This window comes from Phenylobacterium aquaticum (genome assembly GCF_947378715.1).
Lineage (GTDB): Bacteria > Pseudomonadota > Alphaproteobacteria > Caulobacterales > Caulobacteraceae > Phenylobacterium > Phenylobacterium aquaticum_A.
The window spans coordinates 1-23583 of the sequence record NZ_CANCLE010000025.1; the positions used below are offsets into that span (position 1 = coordinate 1).

Annotated in this window: 14 protein-coding genes; 9 read left to right on the top strand and 5 right to left on the bottom strand. The window is 68.7% G+C overall.

From position 1 onward, the window contains the following. From Q7P21_RS05410 to Q7P21_RS05430, 5 genes are all read left to right on the top strand, one after another. Nucleotides 1-4418: beta strand repeat-containing protein (locus Q7P21_RS05410; RefSeq protein WP_369695334.1), on the top strand; the 4418-nt coding region annotated here is incomplete at its 5' end. A gap of 230 nt (nucleotides 4419-4648) precedes the next feature. Next, the gene (locus Q7P21_RS05415) at nucleotides 4649-6745 is read left to right on the top strand and encodes a tetratricopeptide repeat protein (RefSeq protein WP_304176114.1); all 2097 of its coding nucleotides are present in this window, start codon (nucleotides 4649-4651) and stop codon (nucleotides 6743-6745) included. Nucleotides 6746-6795: 50 nt separating this feature from the next. After that, nucleotides 6796-8073 (top strand): FkbM family methyltransferase, encoded by a 1278-nt coding sequence (locus Q7P21_RS05420; protein WP_304167878.1) that lies wholly within the window; start codon nucleotides 6796-6798, stop codon nucleotides 8071-8073. Then, complete coding sequence (locus tag Q7P21_RS05425) at nucleotides 8070-9725, top strand: hypothetical protein (protein ID WP_304167875.1); 1656 nt, start codon at nucleotides 8070-8072, stop codon at nucleotides 9723-9725. Before Q7P21_RS05420 ends, Q7P21_RS05425 begins: the two co-directional genes overlap by 4 nt. Nucleotides 9726-9751: 26 nt before the next feature. Further along, entirely contained in the window at nucleotides 9752-10699 is a 948-nt protein-coding gene (locus tag Q7P21_RS05430; protein WP_304167873.1) for a UDP-glucuronic acid decarboxylase family protein, read from the top strand. Nucleotides 10700-10709: 10 nt separating this feature from the next. Here the strand turns inward: Q7P21_RS05430 and Q7P21_RS05435 are convergent, their stop codons facing one another. From Q7P21_RS05435 to Q7P21_RS05450, 4 genes are all read right to left on the bottom strand, one after another. Beyond that, nucleotides 10710-11870, bottom strand: coding sequence for a hypothetical protein (locus Q7P21_RS05435; RefSeq protein ID WP_304176116.1), 1161 nt, complete (start codon nucleotides 11868-11870; stop codon nucleotides 10710-10712). A gap of 93 nt (nucleotides 11871-11963) precedes the next feature. After that, on the bottom strand, nucleotides 11964-13301 hold the full coding sequence (locus tag Q7P21_RS05440) for a hypothetical protein (protein ID WP_304176118.1): 1338 nt from the start codon (nucleotides 13299-13301) through the stop codon (nucleotides 11964-11966). A 61-nt stretch (nucleotides 13302-13362) separates the two neighbouring features. Continuing rightward, nucleotides 13363-14733: a peptide MFS transporter gene (locus tag Q7P21_RS05445; RefSeq protein ID WP_304176120.1), complete on the bottom strand. Its 1371-nt coding sequence runs from the start codon at nucleotides 14731-14733 to the stop codon at nucleotides 13363-13365. A 94-nt stretch (nucleotides 14734-14827) separates the two neighbouring features. Continuing rightward, nucleotides 14828-15328 carry a hypothetical protein gene (locus Q7P21_RS05450; RefSeq protein ID WP_304167864.1) on the bottom strand — a complete coding sequence of 167 codons (501 nt, stop codon included), beginning with the start codon at nucleotides 15326-15328 and terminating at the stop codon, nucleotides 14828-14830. A gap of 169 nt (nucleotides 15329-15497) precedes the next feature. On the opposite strand from Q7P21_RS05450, the gene Q7P21_RS05455 reads away from it, so the two are divergent. The 4 genes from Q7P21_RS05455 to Q7P21_RS05470 are packed head-to-tail and all read left to right on the top strand — an operon-like array spanning nucleotide 15498 to nucleotide 20627. Further along, nucleotides 15498-17231, top strand: a complete 1734-nt coding sequence (locus Q7P21_RS05455; protein ID WP_304167861.1) for an amidohydrolase family protein — start codon at nucleotides 15498-15500, stop codon at nucleotides 17229-17231. Then, nucleotides 17228-18115 carry a 3-keto-5-aminohexanoate cleavage protein gene (locus tag Q7P21_RS05460; RefSeq protein WP_304167857.1) on the top strand — a complete coding sequence of 296 codons (888 nt, stop codon included), beginning with the start codon at nucleotides 17228-17230 and terminating at the stop codon, nucleotides 18113-18115. Before Q7P21_RS05455 ends, Q7P21_RS05460 begins: the two co-directional genes overlap by 4 nt. Further along, on the top strand, nucleotides 18115-18879 hold the full coding sequence (locus Q7P21_RS05465) for an IclR family transcriptional regulator (protein WP_304167854.1): 765 nt from the start codon (nucleotides 18115-18117) through the stop codon (nucleotides 18877-18879). The genes Q7P21_RS05460 and Q7P21_RS05465 overlap by 1 nt, the downstream gene beginning before the upstream one ends. Before the next feature lie 14 nt (nucleotides 18880-18893). Then, entirely contained in the window at nucleotides 18894-20627 is a 1734-nt protein-coding gene (locus Q7P21_RS05470) for an amidohydrolase family protein (RefSeq protein WP_304176122.1), read from the top strand. Between the two features lie 2 nt (nucleotides 20628-20629). Here the strand turns inward: Q7P21_RS05470 and Q7P21_RS05475 are convergent, their stop codons facing one another. Next, nucleotides 20630-23467, bottom strand: a complete 2838-nt coding sequence (locus tag Q7P21_RS05475; protein WP_304176124.1) for a PAS domain S-box protein — start codon at nucleotides 23465-23467, stop codon at nucleotides 20630-20632. Nucleotides 23468-23583: the final 116 nt, after the last annotated feature.

Consider the following 23583-nt stretch of genomic DNA (forward strand, 5'->3'; position numbering starts at 1 on the left):
TGTCGACGCTCGACGCCACCCAGTTCGGCTCGCTGTCCACGACCCAGGTCCAGGGCCTGACCGGCACCCAGCTGCGCAGCCTGACCACCACCGACTTCGCCGACATCACCTCGACCCAGATCGGTTCGCTGACCGCCACCCAGCTGTCCCAGCTGTCGGCGACCAACGTCTCCAACCTCGACGCCACGACCGTTGGCGCCCTCACCACCACCCAGGTGAAGGGCCTCACGACCGATCAGCTGAAGGGCCTGACCAGCACCGACATTGGTGAGCTTTCGTCCACTCAGGTCGGGGCCCTGGCCTCGACCCAGCTCGGCGCGCTCACCGCCGGCGCCCTGTCGGCGCTCAACGCCACCCAGGTCGGCACGCTCTCGACGACCCAGCTGAAGGGCCTGACCACCACCCAGGTCGGCGGTCTCTCGACCACCGACATCGGCGAACTGTCCTCGACCCAGATCAGCAGCCTGGCCACCACCCAGCTGGCGGCCCTGACGCCCACGGCCATCTCGGCGCTCGACGCGACCCAGACCGGTTCGCTGAACGCCACCCAGATCAAGTCGCTGACCTCGAACCAGCTGGGCGGCCTGTCGACCACGGACGTGGGTGAGCTCTCCTCGACCCAGGTGGGGGCGCTGACCTCCACCCAACTCGGGGCCCTGAGCACCACCAATGTCGGCGCGCTCTCGACCACCCAGCTGACCGGCCTCAGCGCGACCCAGCTGGGTTCGCTGTCGAACACCACGCTCTCGACGCTGGACGCCACCCAGGTCGGCTCGCTCTCGACCACCCAGGTCTCCGGCCTGACCGGCACCCAGCTGCGCAGCCTGAGCGCCACCGACTTCGGTGAGCTCTCGACCACCCAACTGACCTCGCTGTCGGCGACCCAGCTGGGTTCGCTCTCGGCCACCAACGCCTCGGCCCTGGACGCCACCCAGGTCGGCGCGCTCTCCACCACCCAGGTGAAGGGCCTGACGACCGACCAGCTGAAGGGCCTGAGCACCACCGACATCGGTGAGCTCTCCTCGACCCAGGTCGGCGCTCTGTCCTCGACTCAGCTTGGCGCGCTGACCGCCGGCGCCCTGTCGGCCCTCAACGCCACCCAGGCGGGGGCGCTGTCGACCACCCAGCTTAAGGGCCTGACCACCACCCAGGTCGGCGGTCTCTCGACCACTGATATCGGTGAGCTGTCCTCGACCCAGATCGGCAGCCTGGCCACGACCCAACTGGCGGCCCTGACGCCGACGGCGGTGTCGGCGCTCGACGCGACCCAGACCGGTTCGCTGAACGCCACCCAGGTCAAGGCCCTGACCACCACCCAGTTGGGTGGACTGTCGACCACCGATATCGGCGAACTGTCCTCGACCCAGGTGGGCGCGCTGACCGCCACCCAGATCGGCTCGCTGAGCTCGACCAATGTCGGGGCGCTCTCGACCACCCAGCTGACCGGGCTGTCCTCGACCCAACTGGGCGGGCTGTCCAACACCGTGCTCTCGACCCTGGATGCGACCCAGTTCGGTTCGCTCTCCACGACCCAGGTCCAGGGCCTGACCGGCACCCAGCTGCGCAGCCTGACCACCACCGACTTCGCCGACATCACCACGACCCAGATCGGTTCGCTCACCGCGACCCAGCTGAGCTCGCTGTCGGCGACCAATGTCTCCAACCTCGACGCCACCACGGTCGGCGCGCTCTCGACCACCCAGGTCAAGGGTCTGACCACCGACCAGCTGAAGGGCCTGACCACCACCGACGTCGGCGAACTCAGCTCCACCCAGGTCGGGGCCCTGACCTCGACCCAGCTCGGATCCCTGACCGCCGGGGCGCTCTCCGCGCTCAACGCCACCCAGGCCGGCGCTCTGTCGACCACCCAGCTCAAGGGCCTGACCACCACCCAGGTGGCCGGCCTCTCGACCACCGATGTGGGTGAACTGTCCTCGACCCAGATCAGCAGCCTGGCGACCACCCAGCTGGCGGCCCTGACGCCCACGGCCCTCTCGGCCCTGGATGCGACCCAGACCGGTTCGCTGAACGCCACCCAGATCAAGTCGCTGACCTCCACCCAACTGGGCGGGCTGTCGACGACCGACATCGGCGAACTCTCCTCGACCCAGGTCGGGGCCCTGTCCGCCACCCAGATCGGCGCGCTGAGCGCGACCAATGTCGGCGCGCTCTCGACCACCCAACTTACCGGGCTGAGCTCGACCCAGCTCGGCGGCCTCACCAACACCACCCTGTCCAGCCTGGACGCCACCCAGGTGGGCTCGCTGAACACCACCCAGGTCAGCGGACTGACCGGCACCCAGCTGCGCGGACTGACGGCCACCGACTTCGGTGAACTGACCACGACCCAGCTGGACTCGCTGTCGGCGACCCAGCTCGGCTCGCTCTCGGCGACCAATGTCTCGGCCCTGGACGCCACCCAGGTCGGCGCGCTCTCCACCACCCAGGTGAAGGGCCTCACGACCGACCAGTTGAAGGGCCTCAGCTCCACCGACGTCGGGGAACTCTCCTCGACCCAGGTGGGCGCGCTCAGCTCCACCCAGATCGGGGCGCTGACCGCAGGCGCGCTCTCGGCGCTCAACGCCACCCAGGTCGGCGCTCTGTCGACCACTCAGCTGAAGGGTCTGACCACGACCCAGCTGGGCGGGCTCTCGACCACCGACGTCGGCGAACTCTCCTCGACCCAGCTTGGCAGCCTGGCCGGAACCCAATTGGCTGCGCTGAGTGCGACCAATGTCTCGGCTCTGGACGCCACCCAGGTCGGATCGCTCAACGCCACCCAGATCAAGGCCCTGACCACCACCCAACTGGGCGGGCTCTCGACCACGGATATCGGTGAGCTTTCCTCGACCCAGGTGGGGGCGCTCACCACCACCCAGATCAGCTCGCTCTCGACCACCAATGTCGGTTCGCTCTCGACCACCCAGCTGACGGGCCTGACCGGCGCCCAGCTTGGGGCCCTGTCGAACACCACGCTCTCCAACCTGGACGCCACCCAGGTGGGCTCGCTCTCCACGACCCAGGTCCAGGGTCTGACGGGCACCCAGCTGCGCAGCCTGAGCACCACCGACTTCGGCGAGCTCTCGACCACCCAGGTCGGTTCGCTCACCGCGACCCAGCTCAACGCGCTCTCGGCGACCAATGTCTCGGCGCTGGACGCCACGACGGTCGGCGCCCTGACCACCACCCAGGTGCGCGGGCTCTCGACCACCCAACTGGGCGGCCTGAGCGCGACGGATATCGGCGAACTCTCCTCGACCCAGATCGGATCGCTCTACACGACCCAACTGGCGGCCCTGACGCCCACGGCGGTCTCGGCGCTAGACTCCACCCAGGTCGGCGCCCTGAGCACCACCCAGATCAAGTCGCTGACCACGACCCAGACCGCCGCGCTCTCGACCACAGATATCGGCGAGCTGAGCGCGACCCAGGTCGGGGCCCTGACGACGAGCCAGATCGCCAGCCTGAACTCGAGCGACACCTCGGCCCTGTCGACGACCCAGATCGGCGCCCTGAGCTCGACCCAGGTCGGCGCCCTGGGCACGACCAACCTCGGCAATCTCTCGGCCACCTCGACGGCGGCTCTGAGCACGACCCAGGTCCAGGGTCTGACCACCACTCAGATCCGCTCGCTCGACACCACCGACTTCTCCGAACTGACCACGACCCAGCTCGGAGCCTTCTCGGCCAACCAGATCTCGGGGATCTCGGCGACCAACCTGTCGGCCATGGACGCCACGACCATCGGGGTGCTCTCGACCACCCAGCTGCAGGGGCTCTCGACCATCCAGCTGCTGGGCATCTCGACGACGGATATCGCCGACTTCACCTCGACCCAGCTCGGCGGCCTCTCGCCGACCCAGCTGAGCTCGCTGGCGCCGGCGACCTTCTCGGCCCTGGACGCCACCCAGGTCAGCGGTCTCTCCTCGACCCAGCTCAAGAGCCTCAGCGCGGGCCAGGTCGCGGCCCTGACCAGCACCGACATCGGCGAACTGTCCTCGACCCAGATCTCCGGCTTCACCCCGACCCAGCTGGCCAACCTGACCACGACCAGCGTCTCGGCCCTGGACACCACCCAGGTCCATGCGCTGAGCGGCACCCAGCTGCGCGGCCTGACCACGACCCAGGTGCACGCCCTGAACGAGACCGATATCGGGGAGCTGACCACCACCCAGATCGGTGGTCTGACCTCGACCCAGATCGGCGCCCTGACCACCACGGTGATCGCGGCCCTGACCACCACCCAGATGACCGGGCTCTCCACGACCCAGATCCCCGGCCTGACCACCACCCAGATCGACAACCTGACGACGACGAACATCTCGGCCCTGAATTTCTCCCAGGCCGAGGCGTTCACCACCGCCCAGGTCCAGTCGCTGGACGATCCGCAGATCCTCGCCTACCTCGGCATCAGCTAGGGCCGACGAGCTATCTGAGCGACTTCAGGACGCCGGGCTTGGCCGCCAAGCCCGGCGTTTTGCTGCGCGACAATTCGCCGGGGCGCAGGGCTTCAACCGATGGGCGCGCGAATTGGTTCGGCGCCCGCGCCGTGCGATGATTTCTTAATACGAATCATAGGGCGCGACCGGCGCGGGGAGGGGTCTTTTGCACAGCGAACAGCCCCATCCGGACCGGCGTCGAGAGTAGCATGTCCGAGGCAGTGTTCATTTCGGCGGTCCAGCGGATCACGGCGGGCCATCTGGACCTCGGCGGGGTCATCACTGTCGCCACGGAGCTGGTGCAGGCCGGCCAGCCGTCCCTGGCGCAGCAGATCTATCAGGTCTGGATCCAGTTCAATCCGGAGCATCCTCAGGTCTATGTCGCCCAGTTCAACCGGGCCGGCCTCAACCTCGACGCCGGTGACGTGGCCGGGGCCAAGGACGCCCTGACCCAGGCCCTGGCGGTCAATCCGGAGTTCCTGCCCGCCTATATCAATCTGGGCGGGGTGCTGGAGCGCGCCGGCGATCTGGACGGGGCCATCGATCAGTGGCGCACGGTGATCAACAAGCTGGCCTCGGTGACCGGAACCTCGATCGGCTACGCCATCGCCGCCCTCAAGCAGATCGGTCGCGTCCTCGCCGATCACCAGAAGATGGAGTCGGCGGAGGTCGCCCTCCAGCAATGCCTGACCCTCAATCCGCGCCAGTACGACGTGCTGGGCCAGGTGCTGGCCCTGCGCATGGGCCAGTGCAAATGGCCGATCACCGTCCCGTGGGAGGGCCTGGATCGCAAGGCCCTGGTGGCCGGCATCCACCCGCTGTCCATGGCCGTCTATACGGACGACCCCATGCTGCAATTGGCGGCGGCCAGCCGTTACAACACAGAGATGGTCGATCTCCAGCCCGAGGCCGACCTCAGCTGCGATCGCCGCCACGCGGCCATCGACCTCAACGGGCGCCGGCTGAAGGTCGGCTATGTGTCCTCCGACCTGCGTGATCACGCCGTCGGCTATCTTATGGCCGAGCTGTTCGAGGTGCATGACCGGTCGAAGGTCGAGGTCTTCGCCTATTATTGCGGACCGGCCTCCACCGATGGCTTGAACGCCCGCATCCGGGGCGCGGTCGAGCATTGGACGGACATCCGCAGCATGACCGACGCGGCTGCGGCCGCCAAGATCGCGGCCGATGGCGTCGACATCCTGGTCGACGTCAATGGCCATACCCGCGACGCCAAGACCGGGCTGTTCTCCCGTCGTCCGGCCCCGATCCAGGTCAATTGGCTGGGCTATCCCGGGACCATGGGCGGCCCGCACCACCAGTATATCGTCGCCGATCCATGGATCATTCCGCCGGACGCCGAGCTCTACTATTCGGAAAAGGTCCTGCGGCTGCCCTGCTACCAGCCCAATGACCGCAAGCGCGCCGTGGCGCCGGAGCGGCCCACCCGGGCTGAGGCCGACCTTCCCGACCATGCGGTGGTGTTCTGCTGTTTCAATGGACCCCAGAAGATCAGCCGCTTCATGTTCGCCCGTTGGATGGAAATCCTGAAGCGGGTCGAGGGGAGCGTGCTGTGGCTGCTGCACAGCACAGAAGAGACCCACGAGCGCCTGCGCGGCTATGCTGAACAGGCCGGGGTGGCGCGCGAGCGCCTGGTCTTCGCGCCCAAGCAGCACAACGCCATGCATCTGGCGCGCTATCCGCTCGCCGACCTGTTCCTCGACACCTCGCCCTATGGCGCCCACACGACGGCTTCGGATTCCCTCTGGATGGGCGTCCCGGTCCTGACCCTGCCAGGCCGGGCCTTCGCGTCCCGGGTCTGCGGCAGTCTGGTGAGCGCCGCAGGCCTGGGCGATTTGGTCGCCACCAGCCCCCAGGACTATGTCGAGCGCGCCGTCGCCCTGGGCAATGATCCGGCCCAGTTGGTCGCCCTGCGGACCCGGCTGGAGGCCGGCCGCGACACCTGCGACCTGTTCAACATGGACAAGCTGGTCGACCGGCTGGAAGCCCTCTACGGCGAGATGGTGGAGGACTATCAGCAAGGGCGCCTGCCCCAGCCGGACCTGACCAATCTCGACGCCTATTTCTCCATCGGCACGGATCTCGACCACGAGGGCGTCGAGATGCTGGCGGTCGAGGACTATCCCCAGATCTACAAGGCCCGGCTCGCCCGACGTCACCTGTTGCGGCCGCTGCCGTCCGACGGGCGGTTCTGGACCGAGGCCGACATGGTCGCGGCCGAGGCGCTGGTGGGCGGCGTGACGGCGGCCGTGACGCCCCTGCCGCGCAAGCGCGCCGCCGGGGACTGAATTCAGCCAGTCCGCCAGCCCCGGGCCCGCGGACGCATCTTGGAAGACCGATGAACAGAGACGTCCTCGAAGGCCTGCGGTTCCAGGGCTATTCGCCCCGGACCCTGCTTGATGTGGGCGCCCATCTGGGCGGCTTCGCGATGTCGTTCCGCGAGGTGTTCCCGACCTGCGTTCCGACCCTGATCGAGCCCAATCCGCACTGCCAGGACGACCTGGCGCGCCTGCCGTTCGAGCGCCACGCCGTGGCCGCCTCGTCCGAGGCCGGCAAGGCCGAGATGTTCCTGACCCAGGAGTGGCTGCAATCGACCGGCAGCTCGCTCTATCGCGAGAACACCGCCTTCTTCCGCGACGAGGTCGTGGTCAAGCAGGAGGTCGACAAGGTCCGGCTCGACGATCTGTTCGCCGGCCGACGCTTCGACTTCGTCAAGATCGACACCCAAGGGTCGGAGCTCGACGTGCTGCTAGGCGGCCAGGCCGTGCTGCGCCAGGCCGACTACGTGCTGATCGAGGTGTCCCTGGTCGAGTACAATATCGGCGGCGCCAAGGCCGAGGCGGTGTTCGCCCAGATGGCCGCCATGGGCTTCCGCTGCGCTGACGTCACCGAATTCCACCGCCTGCGCGGCGTGGCCGACGGCGGCCTGCTGCAGATGGACTTCCTGTTCGAGAAGCTGGTGAAGCGGCCGAGCCAGAACTACGGCTACGGGACCCTGCACGGCCATGACGCCCTGCTGACCTGGCTGCAGGCCCAGAAGGCCCGGTGCCCGGAATTCAGCGTTATCGACGTGGGCGCGGCCGCCAATCCCTGGTCGGCCTCGGTGCTCGACGCCACCTTCGACATGAACGACACCCAGGTCGCGCCGCTGCATTTCCAGGGCAATTTCAACGACAGCCGCAGCTGGGACGCCGTCCTGCGGCACGTCGCCAAGCACGGGCGCTTCGCCTACGCCATCTGCTCGCACACCCTGGAAGACCTGGCCTATCCGGCCATGGCGCTGGAGATGCTGCCGCGCATCGCCGAGGCCGGCTATATCGCCGTCCCCTCGCGGTTCCTGGAAAGCCTGCGCCCGGAAGGGCCCTATCGCGGCTTCATCCATCACCGCTGGGTGCTGGACAATATTGGCGAGGACCTGATCCTGGCGCCCAAGATCCCGCTTCTGGAGCACCTGGCCCTGGCGGACGAGGCCAATTGGCCGGCGGCCCGCGAGCGTTTCGAGTTTCAGATGCACTGGCGTGGCGCGATCTCCTTCGCGCCCATGAACGGCGACTATCTGGGCCCGACCCGGAACGACGTCATCGCCATGTACGGCCAGTTCTTCGACCGGGCATGAGCACGGCCCCCACGACGGCGAGGCTGGCCGCGCTCGCCCGGGGGCTGAGCGGGGAGGGGCGCCACGACGACGCCCTGGCGATCTTCGAGCACCTGCTGAGCCTGGCTCCCGATGATCAGGCGCTGCGGCTGGACGAGGTGCGGGCCCTGGCCGGCAAGGGCGAGACCCTGGCCGCCCTGGGCCGGCTGAGCGCGCTCAAGGTCGCCAGCGCCGATCCCGAGGCGCTGTTGGAAGATATCCGGGCCCAGTCCCTGCCGGCGGTCGAGCGCTTCAACGCCCATCTGGCGGCGGGCGAACTGGAGCTGGCGGAGACCTATGCCGCCGCCCTCGCCGAGCTCATTCCCCAGGGCGCGCCGATGCTGGGCGCCGCGTTCGCCTGCAACAAGGCCCTGGGCCGGACCGACGCGGCCCTGCGCTACGCCCGCGCCCTGATCGGCGTCGATCCCGGCCATGCCGAGGCCCGCGCTTTCCTGGTCGAACACGGGGCGAGAGAGGCCGATCCCAGCGCCATGATCGCCGAGCGCATGGCCCTGGCCCTGTCGGCCCAGGCCGACCTGCATCCGCTGATCCGGCTGCGCGACCTGCATGACGTGGCCAGCCAGATTCTCTGTCGTCCCCTGACCCCGGTCGGGATCGGCCAGCTTCAGACCCTGCTCGCCGCCGCCAGGGCCCTGGATGCGCCCACCGAGCCGGGCTCGGAGTGGGAGGGCTGGGAAAAGCACTACCGCCTGCTGATGGCCGCCGTAGACATGGCCGCCGTCCAGGGGCCGACCCCCGTGGCAGGACCCGAGGGCGAGATCGCCTTCCGCACCTCGGCCGGCGCGCCCCTGGACTGGGCGGCCCTGCGCCACCACGCCGATGGCCTGGGAACCGAGGCGGTGTTCTTCGCCGCCGCCGACGAGGCCTATGTCGAGCTCTATGCCCGCTGGTACGCGCTCTCGGTGCTGAAATATTCCGACGTGCCGAGCCTGGTGGTGATCCACGTGATCGGCGGCCTGGAGCGGCTGGCGGAGATCGCGCAAAAGGTCGGGATCGACGATCCGCGGGTGGTCTTCGCCGGCGACCGGTTCGACGCGGCTGCGGCCCTGAAGACCGCCTGCTACGACGCCCCGCCCAAGGGGCTGATCGGCAAGCCGGTGGCCCACTATCAATCGATCCGCTTCATCCGCCTGGGCGCCCTGCTGGGCTGCCTGGCGCGTCCGGTGTTCGTCTCCGACATCGACCTGATCCTGCAGCGCGGGGTGAAGGACCTGCTGGAGCGCACAGCCCCGGCCGACGTGGTGTTCAATGAGAATGAGCAGAGCTGGAACGCCGGGTCGCGCCTGACCGCCAATCTGCTGCAGGTCAATCCAACGCCCAACGCCCAGCGCCTGCTGGCCTTCCTGCGCGGCTATCTGGAGCACGCCCTGTCCGGCGCCGAGGTCACCCGCTGGATCGACCAGATGGCCCTGGTTCTCGGCCGCCACCACCTGACCCTGCGCGGCGAGGCGCCCCAGATCGCCTATTTCGACACAGCCTTGGACATCAACAACGTGATGTACCCCTCCTATCAGGAGAACCCGTTCCGGTTCCTGTCGCTGTTCCACGGCTTCGACACCTCCAGCCTCGAGGGCGAAGCAAAGGTTCTGGGAACCGGGGAATCCGGTCACTAAGGGCTGACAGAAGAGGGCGGACGCTCATGAAGCGCATACTGGTCACCGGCGGCGCCGGCTTTATCGGATCGCACCTGTGCGAACGCCTGCTGGCCCAGGGCCACGAGGTCCTCTGTATCGACAACTATTTCACCGGCGCGCGGCGCAATGTCGCCCGGCTGCTGGACAACTCGAACTTCGAGCTGATGCGCCACGATGTGACCTTCCCGCTCTTCGTGGAGGTCGACGAGATCTACAATCTGGCCTGTCCGGCCTCGCCGATCCACTACCAGTACGACCCCGTCCAGACGACCAAGACCTCGGTGCATGGGGCGATCAACATGCTGGGCCTGGCCAAGCGGACCCGGGCCAAGATCTTCCAGGCCTCGACCAGCGAGGTCTATGGCGACCCGGCGGTCCACCCCCAGGTCGAGGAGTACTGGGGCAACGTCAATCCGATCGGCATCCGCTCCTGCTATGACGAGGGCAAGCGCTGCGCCGAGACCCTGTTCTTCGACTACCACCGCCAGCACAAGCTGCGGATCAAGGTGGCGCGGATCTTCAACACCTATGGCCCGCGCATGCACCCCAATGATGGGCGCGTGGTGTCGAACTTCGTGGTCCAGGCCCTGAAGGGCGAGGCGATCACCCTCTATGGCGACGGCGCCCAGACCCGCTCCTTCTGCTTCGTCGACGACCTGGTCGAGGGGTTCCTGAGCCTGATGGCGACGGGGGACGAGGTCACCGGTCCGATCAATCTGGGCAATCCCGGCGAGTTCACCATTCGCCAGCTGGCGGAGAAGGTTATCGACATGACCGGATCGGCCTCGAAACTCGAGTTCCGGCCGCTGCCGTCAGACGATCCGCGTCAGCGCCAGCCGGACATCTCCAAGGCTCGCGAACTCCTCAACTGGGAGCCGACCACTCATCTGGAGGCGGGACTGGCCAAGACCATCGCCTATTTCGACGGCCTGCTGAAAGAGAACCTGGCCTGAAGACCTGGGCCTAGCTGTCCAGGCCGTCGCCGGCTTCCGGATGGATGCCGAGGCTGAGCTCGAAGTCGCGCAGGATTTCGTGCGCCTCGACGCCCGGCGCCTTCAAAGGGTCTCCGTCAGGGAAGCGGTAGCGCCAGAAGCTGGCGATGTGGCCCAGCGCGCCCATCTTCTCGCCCAGCGACAGGAACATGGCCGGCGCCCGGATCAGGAATTCGCGGAAGGCGCGGGGTTCACCGTTCACCGTGAGGTCGCGGAAGGCGTCGTCATAGACGGCGAGGGCCTGGGTGACCGAGCGATAGTTGTCAGCGATGGCGCGGCGGATCCGCACCCGGGCCAGACGGATATAGTCGCGGATCTCATAGGGACAGGGGCGCAGGACCTCCAGTTCGGCGATCTCGGCCAAGACCTGATTGACCCGGATCGTCAGGTCGGCCATCGCCCACTTGTAGTAGAGGAAGCCCTTCCAGCTGAAGACGCCCTCGCGGAAGGTCTCCGGGTCCATGCCGAAGGTCCTGCGCAGAGGCTCGAGCTTGGCGTCGATCTTGGTCGACAGCAGCGTCGAGACCAGCCGCGCGGTCTGGTCCAGGTCCCGGGCCGCGAGATCTCCAAAGGTCAGATGCACCAGGTCGCTGACCTCGCCGGCCACGAAGCCGCGCATGCGGACGACGTCGGCTGCGGAGATCGCGAAATAACAGGCCGCCACATTGACGTTCTTGCGGCGAAGATGCTCCCGCAGCAGGAAGGGATCGAAGCTCGGCAGCTCGTTCATGATCTGCAGGACGTTGAGATCATGCAGGAAATCGACGCCGTCCTCGCCACCGCTGAGGTCCAGCAACGCCTCGCGCCAGCCGCGTTGGCCGATCAGCAGCGACTGGCCGCCCAGGCCGAACTGGTCGCGGTGCAGGGGCACGATGATCTTGGTGGTGACCTGGGTCGGGCAGGCCACCATATAGGCCTCGTCGCGCCGCAGCCGGTGCTTGAGGTAGAGGGCTGTGTTGAGGACACGCGAGCGGAACAGGGGCGCGGCGTGGTATTCCGTCGTCTCCGACCATTCGCGCGAAACCTCGACCAGGTTCAGCACCCGGGCGGTCGAGGCCGTGGCCTCGAGATTCGCGAGATTTCTGATGCCGTATCGCGCCTGGGTGGCGAAGACGGCTTGGCTCTTGCGCATGGGTGACGGGTCCGACGAAGGCGTCACTATGCCGCAGGGTTGTCACGCGCAGGTTTACACCTAAGGTGAATCACCCGTTCAGGGTGTGAAATTCTACCTTCCGTTTGGGGTGCGCCATTCGTGCTGATAGAGGCCGGCGGCGCGCATGCGGGCCAGCATGGCCTCGGCCTTGGCGGTGTCTGGATACATCGCCGCCTGAACCAGGGCGGAACGGTCGCCCGCCCTGAAGGCTTCGGCTCGGGCGCGGTTGAGGTCGGCGGTGCGCACCACGAACACGCCGGCGGCCGCCTGATGCAGAACGGCGAGCACGGCTGCGGCCGCCAGCAGGATTTGGGTCTCGCGGGCGCGCCGCTTCAGGACCCCGGCCAGCCCGGGCGCCGCCAGGATCAGCAGGCCGACATGCAGGGGCGACAGCAGGACGGCGTAGCGCAGAGGCGCCGTGAGGGGTTGGTCCGGGCCATGACGACCGATCGCGGCCATGAGCGCGGTGATCAGCGAGAACTGGATCAGTTGCACAGCGATCCGCTCGGCCCGGGTCGCCTCTTCACCGCCCTTGCGCAGGATGGCCCAGCCGCCGAGCGCCCCGACGACCAGGCCGAGCAGCCAACCGAGGCGCGGAACCGCCAAGCTCCAGGGCAGGCCCAGATAGCTCAGGAACATCAGGCCGGCGCGCTTCAGCCCAGATCCGCCGCCGCCGGCCGCGTGCATGGCCGCGCCGCCGGCCTGGCCGGAGAAGTAGGCCAGGCCGAACAGGATGCCGCCCGCCAGGATCGCCTGGCCCAGCATCCGGTTCCGACGCCAGGCGGAGAAGGCCAGCACTGGCCAGATGGCCAGGCCTGCGCCGTTGCCGAACGCCGCGCCCGCCGCGCAGGCGAGCGCGAAAGCGAGCCGACCAGGCGTCGGGGCCTCGCCGTCCGAAGGCGTGGCCAGCAGGATGGCGGCCACCGACAGGGCGAGGGCTTCGATATAGATGGTGCAGATGTGCGCGGTGGCGTCGAGAATGCCGCCGGGCAGCAGGACCAGGGCGGCGGCGGCTCCGCCAATCACCCATTTCAGATCACCTTCGCCGGCCTGGCTGGCGGCGCGGGCCAGCAGGGCGGCGGTCAGGGCGAGCAGGCTCACCCCTACGACCACGAACAGCCAGCCGCTGGCCCCGAACAGGGCGGCGTCGGCCCACAGGATCAGGAAGGTGAAGACCAGCCGGTGGCTGATATGCGGCGTGAGCAGATAGGCGCCCAGCTTCCCATCACCCTGGAAGTCCTGATAGCGGGCGACCCAGTCCAGCATGTCGGAATAGGGCGCGAGCACTGGCGTCGCCCAGACGAGCCAGGCGCAGACCGTGAGGAAGGCCGCGGCGGCGATCGCGAGGGTCACCTTCAAGCCCTTGGGCAGGTGGGGGCCTGCCGCGGGCGACGGGTCGGTCTCACTCATCTTCCCGTCCCTCGCGCCCTGGGCCGGTAATGTGGCCCGCGTTGGCCGTCCCGCCAAGCTGTCAAGCCTGCGCGGGGAACAGCCGGCGCGCCCAGGCGCCCATGGCCAGCAGGGCCACGCCGCCGGTCCCGACTATGGCCGCGTGCAGGGTCCAGAACTGGCCAGCTGTGAGCGTTTCATAGAGCCCGCCGAGCCGCCCGGAGATGAAGCTTCCGATGGTGACCGCGGCGGTCCCGACGCCGATCAGGGTGGCGTTCACCGATCGCGGCGCCAGCCTGGAATAGAGGGCGTAGAACGGCGGCGAGAAGTAGAGCCAGCCCAGGTTGGAGATCAGGTGGAACATCACCGGCCAGATCAGGGGCGTGCGGCCATGGGCGTCGGTGACGAAGCCCGCAGCGGCCAGCCACAGGGTGGAGGCCGAGAAGATGAAGCAGCCGATGGCGGTCTTGACGAACTCGTCCGGCTCGCGATCCCTGGCCCGCTGCCAAGCCCACAGCCAGAGCATCGGCGGCAAAAGGATGAAAGGCGCCAGGCCATCCAGCGACTGCAGCCAGGGCACGGGCATGGTCCAGGACCCGAAGCGCAGCTCCACATGGTCGCGGACCCAGAGGTTGTAGGTGTTCCACACCTGGGACTGGGCGACCCAGAACCCGGCGCCGACCGGGGTCAGCAGCACCAGGAATCCCACCATTTTCCAGCCGTCGCGATCCAGACGCTCGCGCGGAATGTGACGCCCCCGGGGGCGGGCCTGCGGCAGGAGCTTCTGGCCGGAGACATAGACGATCAGGCCGGTCAGCATGCCGACCCCGGCGAAGCCGAAGGCCACGTGCCAGCCATAGGCCTGGCCCAGCGCCCCGGTCAGCAGAGGCGCGATAAAGGCCCCGAGATTGACCATTGAGCCATAGACCTGGAACGCCACGTCGCGGCGGCGGTCGTCACGGGCGTAGAGCTCGCCGAACTGCGGCAGGATATTGCCGCGCAACAGGCCGGCGCCGAGGATCAGCAGGGCCATGGCCGCCAGGAACGAGGCGTCGAAGGCCATGCAGAAGTGGCCGGCGGTCATCAGGAGCGCGCCCAGGGCGATGCTGCCCCGCCGTCCCAGCCAGCGGTCGCCGATCAGCCCGCCGAACACCGAGCCCAGGGCGACCATGCCGACATAGAGGCCGAAGATCTGGGTGGCCAGCGCCTGGGTCGACAAGGGCCCGGTCACGTGCTCCAGCCCCGCCCGGAACGCTGTGAAGCCGATGATGTGCTCCACATGGCCCGGCCGCAGCAGCTGATCGACCAGATAGAGCACCAGCAGCGACTGCATGCCGTAGAAGGAGATGCGGTCCCAAAGGTCGGTCGCCGCCAGCACCAGCAGGCCACGCGGGTGGCCGAATATCTCCCGACCTCCCGCGCCGGTCGGCGCGGCGGCATGGTCGTCGCTCATGGTGTCCCCCTGGCGCCCCCTCCGCACCAGGACGGGGATCGTAAGGCAGCCTAGGGCAACGCCGGCGCTTGGCAATCGCGGGGGAGGGCGGGCCTCAGCTCAACCGCGCGGGCGCCCGGTCGAAGGTCAGACGCAGATAGCATCCGGCCAGCAGAGCCTCGATCTCGCCGCCGTCGGCGAAGTCGAAGCCGGCCGTGGCGAACTGGGTGCGCGATCCGACGCTCTCCTCGCGCCGGTCAGGCCGGCCGACCTGGGCGATCAGGCCGCCCAGGGCCTGGTCCCAGCGCTCATGACAGGCGCCGAGCTCCTCGCTGCGCATCACCGCCTCGGCCCGGATCTCGCTGAGCCGGCCGGAGCTGGAGAACACATAGACCAGGTCGAAACTCGATCCGATGAAGGCGCCCCTGCCGTTCAGGGTGCGCACGCCGGCCGGCCCGGTGGCGGCCTTGAAGCCTGGCCCCAAGGTGGCCTGGGCCACGGCGAAGGTCGTCCCGAACGCCACCCCGCCCACCGCCGGCAAATGGGCGCGGCCAGGCTCCGCGAAGGCCGGAGTCGCGGCAAGCAGGGCGAGAGCGAGGAGGGGCGCGCGCAGCATGTGATGATCGCACCATAGCCTGAGTCCTCCCGGCTTTGGCCAAGCTGCTGGTCGCGTCAAAATTCGCCATGGAGAATTTTCCTCTCTCCCGCGAATTCTGATTGGCCGGTCCCGCCGCCGGCGCCATCTTCGCCGCCAACGAAAAACGCTTCAGGGTTGGAGACGGGCCATGGTTGATCTGGTCGTGCGCGGTGGGCTGGTGTTCGACGGAACCGGGGCCGCGCCGGTGGTCGCCGACGTCGCGGTGCAGGACGGCCGCGTGGTCGCCGTCGGGCCGGACCTGGCCCTCAAGGGCGACGAGGAGATCGACGCAGCGGGCAAGATGGTCACCCCGGGCTGGGTCGACATCCACACCCACTATGACGGCCAGATCACCTGGGACTCGCGGATGACGCCGTCGTCGACCCTGGGCGCCACCACGGTGGTCGCCGGCAATTGCGGCGTCGGCTTCGCCCCGGTCCGTCCTCAGGACCACGACACCCTGATCCGGCTGATGGAGGGGGTCGAGGACATCCCCGGCGCCGCCCTGCATGAGGGTCTGTCCTGGGACTGGGAGAGCTTCGACGACTATATGAAGGCGGTCGAGCGGCTGCCCCATGACATCGATGTCGCCGTCCAGGTGCCGCATGGGGCCTTGCGGGTCTATGTGATGGGCGAGCGCGGCGCCAACCGCGATCCCGCCACGGCGGAAGAGAACGCCACCATGCGTAGGCTGACCGCCGAGGCGATCTCGGCCGGGGCGCTGGGCTTCTCCACCACCCGCACCATGGTCCACCGCACGGCGGATGGCGACCTGACACCCACCATCGGCGCGGCCCGCGACGAAATGATCGCGATCGCGCAAGGGTTGGCCGACGCCGGCTCGGGTGTCCTGCAGATCGTCAGTGATTTCCGTGAGATGGACGAAGAATTTGCGTTGCTGCGTGAGATGATGGTGGTCTCCGGCCAGCCGCTCAGCTTCTCGATGGTCCAGGCCGATGTCGTGCCCGACCAGTGGCGTCACCTGATGGAGCGCCTCGACCAGGCGGCGGATGACGGACTGCCGATGAAGGCCCAGGTCGCCGGCCGACCCGTGGGGCTGATGCTGGGCCTGCAGGGCTCGGCCCACCCGTTCATCTCGCGGCCGTCCTATCAGGCGATCAAGGACCTGCCCCTGGCCGGCAAGGTCGCGGCCATGCGCGACCCGGATTTCCGGGCGCGGCTGATCGCCGAGGCGCCCCTCAAGGATCACCCCTTCATCAATTCCCTGGCCGGCGCCCACCACAAGATGTTCGAGCTGGGCGACCCGCCGAACTATGAGCCCGATCCCAGCGAAAGCCTCGGACGGCGCGCCAAGGCGCTCGGCGTAAACCCGGACGAGCTGATCTATGACGCCCTGGTGGCGGACGAAGGGCGGGCCTTCCTCTATTTCCCCATGCACAACTATGTAGAGGGCAGCCTCGACAATGTGCGCACCATGCTGGCCAATCCCAACACCCTGTCGGGCCTGTCGGACGGCGGGGCCCATGTGGGGGCGATCTGCGATGTCAGCCTGCCGACCTATATGCTCACCCACTGGTGCCGCGACCGGACCCGGGGGGCGAAGTTCGAGCTGGCCGAGGTGATCCGCAGCCAGACCCTCGACACCGCCCGCGCCGTGGGGCTCGAGGACCGTGGCGTGCTGGCCCCGGGCTATCTGGCTGACATCAACATCATCGACTTCGACCGGTTGCGGCTGAAGCCCCCCTACATGGTCTATGACCTGCCGACCGGGGCGCGCCGCCTGATGCAGGAGGCCGACGGCTATGTCGCCACCATCAAGTCGGGCCAGGTGATCTATCGCGAGGGCCAGCCCACCGGCGCGCTGCCGGGCCAGCTGATCCGCGGCTTCCAGCCCGCGCCCCAGGCCCTGGCCGCCGAATGACCCCGCTGATGATCGAGGCGGCCCTGAACGGCGCCACGCCCAAGTCGCGCCAGCCACACACCCCCAAGAGCCCCGCCGAGATCACAGCCGATGCGCTCGCCTGCCTGGAGGCGGGGGCCGGCGTGGTCCACAGCCATATCGACGGCTATGGCGAGACCGGCGATGTGGCGAGCGAGGCCTATTGGGCCGGCTGGGCCCCGGTGCTGCAGGCCCGGCCCGACGCCATCCTCTACGCCACCGTGGCGGGGGGAAAGAGCCCGGAGGACCGCTTCGGCCACTACCGCACCCTGGCCCGGCGGGGCATGCGGATGGGCGCGCTCGATCCCGGCTCGGTCAATCTGGCCAACCATGGCGAGGACGGCCTGCCGGGCAAGACCTCCTTCGTCTACCAGACCAGCTACAAGGACATCGCCTGGCTGAACGACCTGCTGGCGGCCGAGCAGCTGGGCCCGTCGATCGCCATCTATGAACCCGGCTTCCTGCGCGCGACGCTGGCCTATCACCGAGCCGGCAAGCTGCCGGCCGGGGCCTTCGTGAAGTTCTATTTCGGCGGCGCCTACAACATGCTCGACGGCCAGGAGAGCAACGTCACCTTTGGCCTGCCGCCCACCGAGAAGGCGCTCGAGGCCTATCTGGAGATGATGGAAGGCTGCGACCTGCCTTGGGCGGTGACCATCTTCGGCGGCTGCGTCACCGAGACCGGCCTCGCCCGGATGGCCATCGAGCGCGGCGGCCATGTGCGGGTCGGGCTGGAGGACTATGCCGGCCCGCGAACCCCGTCCAATGTCGAGCTTGTGCAGGAGGTGGCCGAGATCGCCCGGGCCTGCGGCCGGCCGGTGGCGACGAGCGCGCAGACCGCCGAACTGCTGAAGCTGCCCGCCTGATGGCCTCCGCCAGCCTGCATGTGCTGAGGCCTGAGCCCCCGGCCAAGCCGGTGGGGGCGGTGACGGCGGCGGTGTCGATCCTGCGCTGCCTGGGCGGCTCGGCGGAACCCTTGCGACTGTCGGACATCACCCGGTCCCTGGGCCTGAACAGCTCCACGGCGCTCAATATCCTGCGCACCCTGGACTATGAGGGCCTGGTCAGCTTCGACCGGGCCAGCAAGCGCTACGCCCTGGCGCGCGGCCTGGCCGACCTCGCCGCGCCGGTGGCCGATCGGGACGATCCCGGCCGGCGGCTGCTCCGGCTGATGGACGCCACGGCCCACGAGCTCGGCGCGACGGTCGCCCTGTGGACGGTGGTGGGCGAGGAGGTCGAGCTGACCGCCGTGGCCGAATCCTCTGCGGTCATGCGCATCGCCTTCACCGTGGGCCGCCGCCTGCCGATGTTCCTGGGCGCCATGGGCCGGCTGGTGGCCGGCCGCCTGGATCTGCCCGACGCGGAGCGCCTGCGCCTGTTCGCCGCCGTGCCCTGGACCCAGCCGCCCCGCTACGCCGACTGGCTGGCCGAGGTGGCGACCGCCCGCCAGACGGGCGCGGCCCTGGACAAGGGGCATGTGAATCCCGGCGTGCTCGGCGTCGCCGTACCCGTGGAGGCCGAGGGGCCGCTGCGCCGCATCGTGGCCGCCGCCATGTTCGAAATCCCCGACGCCCCCTCTCAACCCGCCCGCATCATCGAACGGCTGCGCCTGATCGCGGCCCTGGCCTAGATGGAACCCCTGCCATGCATGACCTGATCCTCAAGAACGGCGTGATCGTCGATGGCACAGGCGCGGCCCAGTTTCGCGGCGACGTGGCGGTGCGCGACGGCGTGATCGTCGAGGTCGGCGAGGTCTCCGGACCGGCCAGGCGGACACTGGACGCCGAGGGCGCCGTGGTGACCCCGGGCTTCGTCGACATCCACACCCACTATGACGGCCAGGTCTCCTGGGACAGCGTGCTCGCCCCGTCCTCGATCAACGGCGTCACCTCCACCGCCATGGGCAATTGCGGCGTCGGCTTCGCCCCGGCCCGGGTGGAGAAGCACGACTGGCTGATCAACCTGCTGGAGGGGGTCGAGGATATTCCCGGCACGGCTCTGGCTGAGGGCCTGACCTGGGACTGGGAAAGCTTCCCGGACTATCTGAACGCGCTGGCCAAGCGGCGCTACACCATGGACATCGGCGCGCACATTCCCCACGCGGCGCTGCGCGCCTTCGTGATGGGCGACGCCGGCGGCGACCACACGGCGGTCCCCAGCCAGGGCGAGATCGACCGCATGGAAGCGCTGACCTTCGAGGCCCTGGAGGCCGGCGCGCTCGGCTTCTCCACCTCGCGCACCTATGTCCACCGCAGCCGCGACGGCGCCAATATCGGCACGCTCTCGGCCTCGGCGGCTGAGCTGCTGGGGATCACCGCCGCCCTGAAGCGGGCCGGCAAGGGCGTGGTGCAGCTGATCTCCGACGCCTATCTCACCGCCGATGACGACTTCGCCCAGGCCGAGCTGGAGCTGATCCGCCAGGTGGCGCGGACCACCGGCCGCAAGCTGTCCTTCACGGTCCAACAGACCGATGACGCGCCGGACCGCTGGCGCCACATCTTCGGTGAGATCGAGGCCATGACCGCCGAGGGCCTGGACGTCCGCGCCCAGGTGGCGCCGCGTCCGATCGGGGTGATCCTGACCTTCGCCTCGACCACCAATCCGTTCTTCATCACGCCCACCTATCGCGACTGCGCCCGCGACGCCTCGACCGAGCAACGCCTGGTCCGGCTGGCGGATCCGGCGGTGAAGGCCAAGATCCTGGCCGAGCACGCCCACATCCACCCGCCGGGCATGGCGGCGGTGATCGTCCAGGGTTTCAACCGCATGTTCCGGATGAGCGACCCCGTCGACTACGAGCCGGTGGAGAGCGCCTCCCTGGCCGCCGAGGCCGCCCGCGCTGGCCGCGAGCCCGCCGACTACGCCTATGACGTGTTGCTGGAGGAGGGCGGTCACCGGCTGATCTACATGCCGCTGATCAACTACGCCCGGGGCAATCTGGACGACGTGTTCGGCATGATGAGCGGCGCCCACACCCTCTATGGCCTATCGGACGGCGGGGCCCACTGTGGCACCATCTGCGACGGCAGCTTCCCGACCACCACCATCGGCCTGTGGTCCAAGGGCTCGAAGTCGGGCCTGAAGACGCCGCTGGAGGCTCTGGTTCATGGCTATACCCAGCGCAACGCCGCCCACGTCGGCTGGAACGACCGGGGCGTGGTGAAGCCGGGCTATCTGGCCGATCTCAATGTGATCTCGCTGGATGAGCTGCAGCTCAGCCCGCCGAAGATCGTCCAGGATCTGCCGGCCGGCGGCACGCGTCTGTTGCAGACCGCGCGCGGCTATCGCTGGACCGTGAAGTCGGGGGCCGTGACCTTCGAGGGCGGCCAGTGGACCGGAGAGACCCCCGGCCAGCTGCTGCGCGGCGCGCAGGGCTGACCTCAGGAGGCCATGCGCTCGTCCTCGGCGCCGGCGTTCAGGGCGGTGAAGATCGCCTCGGCCAGGGCCAGGGTGTCGATCGGCTTGCGCGCCACACCGTCGAAGCCATGGGTCTCGCCCAGCCAGCCAAGATCGGCGTCGGCGGTGAAGGCCAGGATCGGGGTCTGGTGATTGGGGCCGGCGCCCGCCCGGATGGCCTTCATGGCGTCATGACCGTTCAGACCGGGCATGCGCAGGTCCATCAGTATGACATCGACCGCTGAGACGGCGGCCGCAGCGATGGCTGCGGCGCCGTCCTCGGCCTCGGTGACCTCGCCGCCAAGCTCCTCCAGCACGGCCCGGGCCAGACTGCGGTTGATCGCGTTGTCGTCGACCACCAGCACCCGCAGTCCCACAAAGGGCGGTCCCGCGTCCGTGGCGTCGGAGGTCTGGACAGCGGCCGGCGCGACCACCGGCGCGGCGATGGAGAAGTGGAACACCGACCCGTCGCCCGGCTGGCTATGCACCCCGATCTCTCCGCCCATGGCCTCGACCAGGCCCTTGCAGATCGCCAGCCCCAGGCCCGTGCCGCCGTGGCGGCGGGCTGCGGACAGGTCGACCTGGGAGAAGCGTTGGAACAGGCTGTCGCGCTGGGCTTCGGTCAGCCCCGCGCCGGTGTCCTCGACCGCGACCACCAGGGCGCCGGCGGCAGGGTCATGGCGGGCGACCAGGCGCACGGATCCGGCATCGGTGAACTTCACCGCATTGCCGATCAGGTTCAGCAGGATCTGGCGCACCCGGTCGGGATCTATCGACACCTGGTCTGGCAGGCCGGGATCGAGCGCCAGCACCAGGTTCAGCCCCTTGGCCTCGGCCTGGGGGGCGAACAGGGCCAGCGCGTCAGACATCAGCTGGGCGGGCGAGCAGGGCTGGGGAACCACCTTGAACTGGCCGGCTTCCAGCTTCGAGAAGTCGAGCACGTCATTGACGATGGCCAGCAGGGCCTGGCCGGCGGCCGACACCCGCTCGATCTGGGTCGCGGCCTGGGGCGCCAGGTCGGTGCGCTTGAGCAACAGGTTCGAATAGCCAATGACTGCCGTCAGCGGGGTGCGGATCTCGTGGCTCATATTGGCCAGGAACTGGGACTTCACCTCGGTGGCGGCGACCGCGACATCGCGGGCCTTGGCGATGTCGGTCTCCAGGGCCTTGCGCTCGGAGATGTCGCGGACCACGTCCTGGAATTCCACCACCTGGCCCTGGGCGTCGTAGATGGCGCGGGGGTGAGCCTCCAGCCAGACCCAGTCGCCGTCCCGGTGGCGACTGCGATATTCGTAGCGGGGCGAGGGGGCCCCCGGTCCGGCCGCCAGATAGTCCGCGAACTGCGCTGAGATCGGCGCGACATCGTCGGGATGCATGAAGTCGATGACGTTCGCGCCGACCATCTCCTCGGGACTGAAGCCGATCACCGTGTTGGCGGCCGGAGAGACATAGGTCAGCACGCCGCCGGGGGCGTAGCAGGCGATGACGTCGGTGGCGTTTTCCGCCAGCAGGCGATAGCGCGCCTCACTGGCCGCCAGCCGCAGCTCCATCTCCTTCCGCTCGGTGATGTCGCGATAGATGCTGATGATCTCGACCACCGCGCCGGTGGCGTCGGCGATCAGGGTCGGATTGCCCTCGACCCAGACATGGCCGCCGTCCCTCCGCTTCAACCGATATTCGCGCGACAGGGTCCGGTCGATCGGCTCGCCGCTCATATTGTTGGCCTGGGCCGCCAAGCCGGCCGGAATGTCGTCGGCGTGCGCGAGGGCCAGGGCGTTGAGGCCGACCAGATCCTCAGGCTCATAGCCATAGTTCCGGATGGCGGACGAGACCTCGATGATGGTCGCGTCGGGCTTCGTCCTGACGATCAGGTCGGTGGTGTGTTCGGCCAGCAGGCGCGCGCGCGCCTCACTGGCGCGAATGACCGAGTCCGCCAGCCGCAGGGCCGTCACATCCTGGACCGTGCCGTAGACGCCGGTGACCAGGCCGCCTGAATCCCGACGCACCGCGCCCTGGACCACCACCTGGCGGCAGCCCCGGATCGGATGCAGATAGCGCGCCTCGATCCGATAGGCCGCGCCGGTCTCCAGGGCCTGGTTCAAGGCGCCGCGCACCGCTTCGATGTCGTCCGGATGATAGTGTTTCGCGACCTCGGCGAAGGCGGGTGCGTCCCGCGTCGGGTCCTGGCCATAAATCCGATAGACCTCGTCGGACCAGAAGGCGCGCCGGGCGGCGGCGTCCCAGGACCAGGCGCCGACCCCGGCCAGTTCCTCGGCCAGGGTGAGCAGATGCAGGCGCTCGTCGGCCAGCTGGGCCAGCCGTTCGCTCTCGCGGGCGCGTTTGCGCAGCAGCAGCGCCTGGGTGACGCTTTCGGCGAAGCTGCGCAGCTTCGCCGCGTCCTCGGCGCTGAAGTCCGGGCGCGGCCGATCATCAATGACGCAGAGCGTGCCGATGCCGAAGCCTGCCGGGGTGCGCAGCGGGGCGCCGGCGTAGAAGCGGATATTGGGCTGGTGGGTGACCAGGGGATTCTCGCGGAACCGTGCGTCCTCGGTGGCGTTCGGCACCACCATGACCTCGTCGGACTGGATCGCGTGATGGCAGAAGGCGATCTCGCGCGGCGTCTCGGCGATATCGATCCCGTGGCGGGATTTGAACCACTGGCGGTCCGAATCCACCAGGGTGATCAGCGAGATCGGGGTGTCGAAGGTCAGGGCCGCCAGCTCGGTCAGCCGATCGAACAGGGGCTCCGCCTCGGTGTCCAGCAGATCAAGCTCCCGAAGAGCCTGGAGACGCTCAAGTTCGGCGGCTGAAGAGGCGGACATGTGGGTACTGATTCCGAGGTGCGGCGGCGCGCGGGCGAGACCCAGGTTTAGGACCGGAAGTCTTAGCGCCGCCACTCCCGCCAATGCGCCCTATGGCCGCAGCGCGCCCGGGATGT

Excerpts from the sequence above, each read along its gene's own strand:
- Q7P21_RS05455 (WP_304167861.1), top strand. The coding sequence starts at position 15,498 with ATGGTTGATCTGGTCGTGCGCGGTGGGCTGGTGTTCGACGGAACCGGG.
- Q7P21_RS05450 (WP_304167864.1), bottom strand. The coding sequence starts at position 15,328 with ATGCTGCGCGCGCCCCTCCTCGCTCTCGCCCTGCTTGCCGCGACTCCG.
- Q7P21_RS05435 (WP_304176116.1), bottom strand. The coding sequence starts at position 11,870 with ATGCGCAAGAGCCAAGCCGTCTTCGCCACCCAGGCGCGATACGGCATC.
- Q7P21_RS05430 (WP_304167873.1), top strand. The coding sequence starts at position 9,752 with ATGAAGCGCATACTGGTCACCGGCGGCGCCGGCTTTATCGGATCGCAC.
- Q7P21_RS05470 (WP_304176122.1), top strand. The coding sequence starts at position 18,894 with ATGCATGACCTGATCCTCAAGAACGGCGTGATCGTCGATGGCACAGGC.
- Q7P21_RS05415 (WP_304176114.1), top strand. The coding sequence starts at position 4,649 with ATGTCCGAGGCAGTGTTCATTTCGGCGGTCCAGCGGATCACGGCGGGC.
- Q7P21_RS05420 (WP_304167878.1), top strand. The coding sequence starts at position 6,796 with ATGAACAGAGACGTCCTCGAAGGCCTGCGGTTCCAGGGCTATTCGCCC.
- Q7P21_RS05475 (WP_304176124.1), bottom strand. The coding sequence starts at position 23,467 with ATGTCCGCCTCTTCAGCCGCCGAACTTGAGCGTCTCCAGGCTCTTCGG.
- Q7P21_RS05460 (WP_304167857.1), top strand. The coding sequence starts at position 17,228 with ATGACCCCGCTGATGATCGAGGCGGCCCTGAACGGCGCCACGCCCAAG.
- Q7P21_RS05465 (WP_304167854.1), top strand. The coding sequence starts at position 18,115 with ATGGCCTCCGCCAGCCTGCATGTGCTGAGGCCTGAGCCCCCGGCCAAG.
- Q7P21_RS05440 (WP_304176118.1), bottom strand. The coding sequence starts at position 13,301 with ATGAGTGAGACCGACCCGTCGCCCGCGGCAGGCCCCCACCTGCCCAAG.
- Q7P21_RS05445 (WP_304176120.1), bottom strand. The coding sequence starts at position 14,733 with ATGAGCGACGACCATGCCGCCGCGCCGACCGGCGCGGGAGGTCGGGAG.
- Q7P21_RS05425 (WP_304167875.1), top strand. The coding sequence starts at position 8,070 with ATGAGCACGGCCCCCACGACGGCGAGGCTGGCCGCGCTCGCCCGGGGG.